This window comes from Streptomyces palmae (genome assembly GCF_004684805.1).
Classification (GTDB): Bacteria; Actinomycetota; Actinomycetes; order Streptomycetales; family Streptomycetaceae; genus Streptomyces; species Streptomyces palmae.
The window spans coordinates 26852-33388 of sequence record NZ_SRID01000028.1 but is presented as its reverse complement, the minus strand read 5'-3'; the positions used below and the strand labels follow the sequence as shown (position 1 = coordinate 33388).

General features: G+C 72.5%; 9 protein-coding genes. 1 reads left to right on the top strand and 8 read right to left on the bottom strand.

Going from position 1 to position 6537, the window contains the following annotated elements; genetic code table 11:
* On the top strand, window positions 1-377 hold a 377-nt coding region (locus tag E4099_RS05440; RefSeq protein ID WP_425348247.1), incomplete at its 5' end, for a DUF1330 domain-containing protein.
* Window positions 378-466: 89 nt separating this feature from the next.
* On the opposite strand, the gene E4099_RS05435 is transcribed toward E4099_RS05440, so the two are convergent.
* The 8 genes from E4099_RS05435 to E4099_RS05400 all read right to left on the bottom strand — a co-directional run bounded on the left by E4099_RS05435 (window position 467) and on the right by E4099_RS05400 (window position 6531).
* The gene (locus tag E4099_RS05435) at window positions 467-775 is read right to left on the bottom strand and encodes a helix-turn-helix domain-containing protein (RefSeq protein WP_135337779.1); all 309 of its coding nucleotides are present in this window, start codon (window positions 773-775) and stop codon (window positions 467-469) included.
* Between the two features lie 199 nt (window positions 776-974).
* A complete protein-coding gene (locus E4099_RS05430) occupies window positions 975-1538 on the bottom strand; it encodes a dihydrofolate reductase family protein (protein WP_135337778.1) in 564 nt (187 codons plus the stop codon).
* Window positions 1539-1785: 247 nt separating this feature from the next.
* Window positions 1786-2271, bottom strand: a complete 486-nt coding sequence (locus E4099_RS05425) for a hypothetical protein (RefSeq protein WP_245244621.1) — start codon at window positions 2269-2271, stop codon at window positions 1786-1788.
* Entirely contained in the window at window positions 2268-2777 is a 510-nt protein-coding gene (locus tag E4099_RS05420; protein ID WP_135337776.1) for an RNA polymerase sigma factor, read from the bottom strand. Before E4099_RS05420 ends, E4099_RS05425 begins: the two co-directional genes overlap by 4 nt.
* Window positions 2767-3309 (bottom strand): DUF3995 domain-containing protein, encoded by a 543-nt coding sequence (locus E4099_RS05415; protein WP_135337775.1) that lies wholly within the window; start codon window positions 3307-3309, stop codon window positions 2767-2769. The genes E4099_RS05420 and E4099_RS05415 overlap by 11 nt, the downstream gene beginning before the upstream one ends.
* A 222-nt stretch (window positions 3310-3531) precedes the next feature.
* Entirely contained in the window at window positions 3532-4314 is a 783-nt protein-coding gene (locus E4099_RS05410; protein WP_135337789.1) for an SDR family oxidoreductase, read from the bottom strand.
* A gap of 77 nt (window positions 4315-4391) precedes the next feature.
* Window positions 4392-4970 carry a TetR/AcrR family transcriptional regulator gene (locus E4099_RS05405; protein ID WP_135337774.1) on the bottom strand — a complete coding sequence of 193 codons (579 nt, stop codon included), beginning with the start codon at window positions 4968-4970 and terminating at the stop codon, window positions 4392-4394.
* A 211-nt stretch (window positions 4971-5181) separates the two neighbouring features.
* Complete coding sequence (locus tag E4099_RS05400) at window positions 5182-6531, bottom strand: prealbumin-like fold domain-containing protein (protein ID WP_135337773.1); 1350 nt, start codon at window positions 6529-6531, stop codon at window positions 5182-5184.
* Between the last annotated feature and the right edge of the window lie 6 nt (window positions 6532-6537).

Below are 6537 nucleotides of genomic sequence, written 5' to 3'. Positions count from 1 at the left end.
GCCCCGAAACCCGAAGGAGCCCGCCCATGCCCGCCTACGGCTTCGCCCATCTGCGCTCCCGGCGCCACCACCCCGAGGTCCTCGAGTACCTGGAGCGGATCCAGGCCACCCTCGACCCCTTCCACGGCCGCTTCGTCATCCACGGCCCTCCGGCGGAGGTGCTCGAGGGGGAGTGGCCCGGGAGCATGGTGCTGATCGAGTTCCCCGACCTGGCCGCGGCCCGCGCCTGGTACCACTCGCCCGCCTACCAGGCGATCCTGCGCCTGCGCGCCGACCACATCGAGGGCGACCTGCTGCTGATCGACGGGGTGGGCCCGCACTACGACCCGCTGGAACGAGCCGCCAAACTCCGCGCCGCGGCCGCCGGCGAATCCTGAAGCCTCATACGGCGGCACTGGTCTTCCACCTGATCCAGCTCCTGGCCGAACGCGGGCGACGCGGTGGGTCTCCCCGAGATCCGGCACCTTCAGGCAGCACGCGGCACGAAGGCGAGGCGCGTCTCGTCGGTGTCGATGGACACGTCCAGTGAGGCGTCCAACGCCATCGCGAGAGTGCGCGGCAAGGGGAGCGTGGGGACGGTGCCACCGCCTTCGATGCGGTCGACGGCGTCTACGGTCAGGCCGGTTCGTTCGGCGAGCAGAGCCTGGCTGATGCCGAGGGCGGTGCGCCGGTCGTAGACGGCCTGGCCCAGGGCGATGGCGGCACCGGCTTCGACATAGGCCGGATCCGCCCGCTCGTCGGGGATCTTCCACGAGGTGTGATAGCCAGTGGTCACGCCAGCTCCTCGAACGTACGGTGATAGACGGTTGCCGCGGTCGGGTGAGATGCCTCGCACTCCTTCTACGCCCACAAGGCCCGCCGCACCTGCCGTTCTTCGCGCGTCCGTGTCTTACGGAAGACCGTCAACAGCACGATACGGCGAGCGGGCGGTGCCGGGCCGTCGGCAGGCGTGAAGGGGCCCGGCGGGCAGCCGGTCAGCGGGTCACGCGGTGGCGGAGGTAGACGACTCCCGAGTCGAAGCGGCGGGTCTCGACGAGTTCGAGATTCACCCGGCGCTCGTGCCGGGGGAAGAACGGAATGCCGCCGCCGACCAGCACCGGGTAGACCACGGTCCGGTACTCGTCGATCAGGCCCGATGCGGCCACCTGGGCGGCCAGGGTCGCGCCGCCGATCGCGATGTCGCCCTCCCCCGGCTCGGCCCGCAACCGCTCGATCTCCTCCGCCGGACCGCCGGAAGCCAGGCGGGCACTGCCCCGCACCGCCGTCAGCGTGGTGGAGAACACCACCTTGGGGAGCGGGTTCCAGAGCGCGGTCCACTCGCGCCCCGCGTCGTCGAGCGTTGGATCCTGATCGGCGGTCTCCCAGTACAGCATCGTCTCGTACAGCCGTCGCCCCAGCAGGTGGACGCCGACCTCCCGGATCTCGTCGATCCAGAAGCGGAAGACGTCCTCGTCCGGCGCCGTCCAGTCGAAGCCGCCGTCCGGCCCGACGATGTAGCCGTCGAGTGAGACGTTCATCGAATAGGTCACGCTGCGCATGGAGTCCTCCTCGGTGACGGGTTCGACAGTACGACCGCTGAACACCGCGAAACTCATCGCGACTCGCGGGATTCCCCGGGCCGATCCACCTCAAGGGCCCGGTAGCACTCGCCGAAGGGCACCGGAGCAGCCCCTGCCCTGGCCCGTTGCCGCGCACTCTGGTCGACTTCGGCCCCTCCGATCTCGTAGGCGGGCCGCTCTCACCCCGGTGGATCGGCCCGCGGTGATCGGCGTGACGGGCGTCCGGTCACGCTGCCGGGCCCGTCCGCCGGTCGCCCACCCGTTCCGCGAGGCGGGTCATCGCGCGGGACAGCTCGGACGCGGTGCCGTACGGGACGACCGCCGGGGCCCGCGCCGGGACGCGGACCCGGACACCGCCGGTCAGCGCCACCCGGGTGCCGCCGCCCGGTCCCGGCACCGGGGCTGCCGCCATCCCGATGACCAGGAACCGGCTCTGCAGCCAGCACCAGCCCGGCCGGACGAAGCCGCGCAGATGCGCGCGGAAGCCGTACTTGCTGCGGGCCAGCGCCTCGACCCGGTCTCCCGCGACCCGCAGCACCCGCACCCTCCGCATGTCCGGCTGGAAGCGGCCGAACTCGCCCTCCAGGTCCGCCATCACCGCCCACACCTCCTCGAACGGGGCGGGCAGCACCTCCTCGGCGATCCGCGCGCCGCGGACCCCGGCCGCCATGATGCGCAGCCGCTGCACCGGGTCGATCTCGTGCGTCGTCATGAGGACCATGCCTTTCGGAAGCTCATCCGGGCCCGGTGCAGCCGGGACTTGGCGGTGCCGGCCGGGACGCCGAGCAACGCGGCCGCGGCCTCCTCGTCCAGGCCCTCCACGTCCCGCAGCACCAGGACGGCCCGGTGGGCAGGGGAGAGCCGGGCCAGTACGTCGTCGATGTCCGCGGCGAGCTGCGGATCACCGCGCTCGGGTACGTCGGCCAGCTCGGCGGGGTGGGCCCGCGCCGCCCGCTGGGCGATCCGTACCGCCTCCCGCACGGCGATGGCCCGCACCCACCCGTACAGCGCCTGCGGATCCTTCAGGGACCGCAGCGACCGGAACACGGCGAGCAGGGTCTCCTGGGTGGCGTCCGGTCCGTCGGCGAGGGCGATGGGAGTGCAGATCCGGGCGATGTACGGGGTGAGGTGGTCCAGGAGCTGGTGCAGCGCGAGCGTGTTCCCGGCCCGCGCCGCCCGTGCCAGGGCCACCCCCCGGTCCCGGCGGTCATCGGTCACGGAGGAACTCTTCCCTCAGCGGGTTCACCCGGTCCGGGCGGTCCGGGGTGAGCGCCCGTCCGCAGCCGTCCGGGACCGTCACCTCCGCGCGGGGCCGGGCCCGGAAGGTGACCACGCGGGTGGCGGACAGCCAGCCGAAGCCGAGGCAGAGCGGGGTGTAGAGGAGCAGATTGAGCCAGTAGAACACCGGGCCGGCCCCGTCGCCGACTCCGAGCGCCCACACCAGGCCGACCAGCCCGCGGACCAGGAGCCCCGCGGCCACGGCGAGGGACACCAGCCCGGCGAGCCGCCCGCCCCGGCCGTACGCGCGGGCGAGGACCGCGGCCCCGGCGCCGAACAGCACCAGCGCCAGCGGCAGCACCACACGCGGCGCGAAGGACACGACCGCACCGATGACGGCGAGCGACAGCGCCCGCTGGTCGGGCGCGGGCCAGGTCAGCCCGGTGGCCCAGTAGACATGGGCGAGCCCGTCCACGGCGAGCAGACCGGCGACCGCCCGGCCCGCCCGCCGCCGTGCGTTGATGTCAACCACGAGATCCCCCTGGAGTGTTGGTGGACAACCGACACCCCGAGGAGGAGGCACCCCGGAAGAACGTTCCCTGTGCGCCGCGTCACATCGTCTCCGCGATGGACCTCACCCGCCGCCGGCGAATCCCGAGGCACGGTCGCCGACCTCGACCCCAGCCGGGCACCCGAGCCGCGGCCGCCGCGGACGCCGGGTCGATCGGGCCGCGGCCCAGGCACCTCGTGCGTCTCACACCGTCTTGATGCCGCCGCCCTCGACGACGTAATCGGCCCCGGTCACGCTCGCCGCGCGGTCCGAGGCGAGGAAGGCGACGACGGCCGCGACCTCGTCGGCCTCCACCATGCGGCCGGTGGTCATCCCCATCGCCGCGGGCACCCCGGCCACGAAGTCGTGGTGCCCGACACCGTTCGCCTCGGCGAGGCGGGCACCGAAGCCGTCGGCGTCCTCCCACATACCGGTACGCGTCGGACCGGGGGAGACGGTGTTCACGCGCACACCCCGGGGGCCGAACTCCTCGGACAGCGCCTTGCCGAACGCGTTGAGCCCCGCCTTCGCGACGCCGTACTCGATGGGGCCCGTACCCGGCAGGCGCGCGCTCATCGACGAGATGTTCACCACCGAACCGCGGCGCTCCAGGATGCTCGGCAGCAGCCGACGGGTGACCCGGACCGTGCCGAACAGGTTGACCTCGAAGCTCCGCGCCCACAGGGCGTCGTCGGTCGCGAGGAACCCGTTGAGGGTGAACGCGTCGCCGCCGCCGAGATTGTTGACCAGGATGTCCACGCCGCCGAGTTCCGCGAGCGCCCGGGCCCCCAGTTCCTCGGCACCTTCCGGCGTGCTCAGGTCGACCGCGACCGGGTGGGCACCGGCCTCCTTCAGCTCGGCCGTGATCGTGCGGGCCGCACCCACCACGCGGACCCCTTCGGCGATGAGCTGCCGGGTGATCGCGAGGCCCACGCCCCGGCTGGCCCCGGTGACGACGGCGGTCTTCCCGGCGATGCCGAGTTCCATGACAGACTCCCCCATATATTTGAATTACAGGTACAAAATTAGGCCGCAAAAGAGGACGCACCGACGGCGGTGCCGAACTACAACGACGCCATCGCCGCGTCCACGACCCGCCTCAACTGATCCGCGTCCTCGGCGGTCTTCGCCAGCACCCGCATGCCGATCACCGTCGCGAGCAACCAGGCGGCCACGGCGGCCGCGTCGCGGTCGCCGGAGATCTCGCCGGCCCGCTGGCCTTCTTCGACGGTCGCCCGGAACGCGCCCTCGGTACGTGCGAACATCCTGCGCACCGTGTCGGCCGTTCCGGGATCCGAGGTGGCCAGCTCGGCGGCGGTGTTGACCGCCAGGCAGCCGCGCCGGTCCGGGTCGCCCAAGTCGAGCTCCACCAGCGCCTCCAGCGCACCCCGCAGTCGATCCTTCGCCGAACCGGGGTGGTCGAGCAGCGCCTCCAGCCACGCGGCCTGCGAGTCGCGGTAGCGCGCGAGCGCCCGCTCGAACAGCGCGTGCTTGCTGCCGAAGGTGTTGTACAGGCTGCCCTTGCCGATGCCGATCTCGTCCACGAGGTCCTGAGGCGTCGTCGCCGCGTACCCCTTGCGCCAGAACACGCCCATCGCGCGCTCCACCGCCACGTCCGGATCGAACTGCTTCGGCCTTCCCATGGCGGCACCGTAGCACCGTTTTTGACCTTGAGGTCAAATGTGATCGCCGCGACCGGCGCCGACACGTCCTGGGTGCCGATCCGGCAGAGGTTCGCGGCGGCGGCGCCGGCAAGTCCAAGCCCGGCTCGCCGCTGCCGATGTGATCAGCGGTGAGCCGGGCTGTCGAGAGCACGGACGCCGGAGGAGAACCGGCGACCTCGGGGCGGTGGGGTTACTTGCGGCCCTGGTGTCGTGCCCCGTGCTTGTGGCCTCCGTGCTTGTGGCCCCCGTTGTGCTTGTGGCCTCCGTGCTTGTGGCCCTCGCACGTGCGGCCCTCGTGCTGATGGACCCTGCAGGTGTTGTTGATCCGGATCGTGACCTTTTGGCCGTTGATCCGGATGGGCCCGGTCACGGCCGGGCGCGGCAGGGCGTAGCCGGGCGGGGCCTTGGTCTCGCGGACGTAGAAGTCACCCGTGGGCAGGTCCGGGAAGGAGCAGACACCGTTCCTTCCGGTCGTGCACGGCGACCCGACGGCCGTATCGGGGTTGGGGCCGGTCGTCTGGAGACCCGGGATGTCGTTGGTCTCCTGCCACAGCTCGAGAACCGCACCGGCCAGGCGCTTGCCGGTCCTGGAGTCCCGCTTCACGGCGGTCAGTGCGCCGGTCCCCGGAGGCGGTGTCGTACAGGGCTCCCAGGCGAAGGTCACCTCGCCGTTCCCGGCGCGGGTACCGGTGGTGAAGGTGGCGCCCACGGGACCCGTACTGGAACCGCCGCCCCCGCCCGCGCCGCTGTTGTAAGCGGTGGGTGAGGCCGCGCCACCTCCTCCGCCGGTCGCACCGCCGCCTCCGCCACCGCCCGCGCCACCGTGCGGGTCGAGGATGCTGTCGCCGCCCGCGCCGCCCTGCGGCCCCTGGGCGTCGAAGCCGTTCTCACCGTTGGGTGGCACCTGCACCGGGACGTTGACGCCGCCTTGGCCGCCCTCACCGCCCGGCCGACCCGGCTTGCCCTCCTCGTCACCGGGCAGGCCGACGCCCGGTTCTCCGAACTCGCCGCCGGCCCCGCCGACCGGCTCCGTGGAGAAGAAGGTGGCGCCGCCGCCCCCTCCACCGCCCGCCACGATCAGCGAGGTCGCCCCGGAGCTGACAACCGTACGGCCGCCGCCACCCCCCGCGGCGATACCGCTGATCTGGCCCCCGGCCACATAGGCCCCGCCGTCCCCGCCGCCGCCGTGACCGCCCCTGGTGCGGTCCGGACCTTCGCTGTCATCCCCGCCGTGTCCCGCCTCGCCCACATCGACGGTCAGGATCTGCCCTGGCGTCACGTCCACGTCAGCCGAGACTCCGGCACCCAGACCGCCCGCGATGCCGTACTGCCCGCTGCCGCCCTGCGCGCCGGCGGCCTCGACATGCAGTTCGCAGACACCGGACGGAACGGTGAACTCCTGCGGGGCGCCGTCGGTGAAGACGAATGTCTGAGAATCGGGCACCTGCGCAGCCGCGGCGATGGTCTGCGGCAGCGGAACGAGGAGAAGCGCGGCGACCGTGGCCGGCACACCGGTCAACCGCATACAAGTACGTTTCATGGCCGC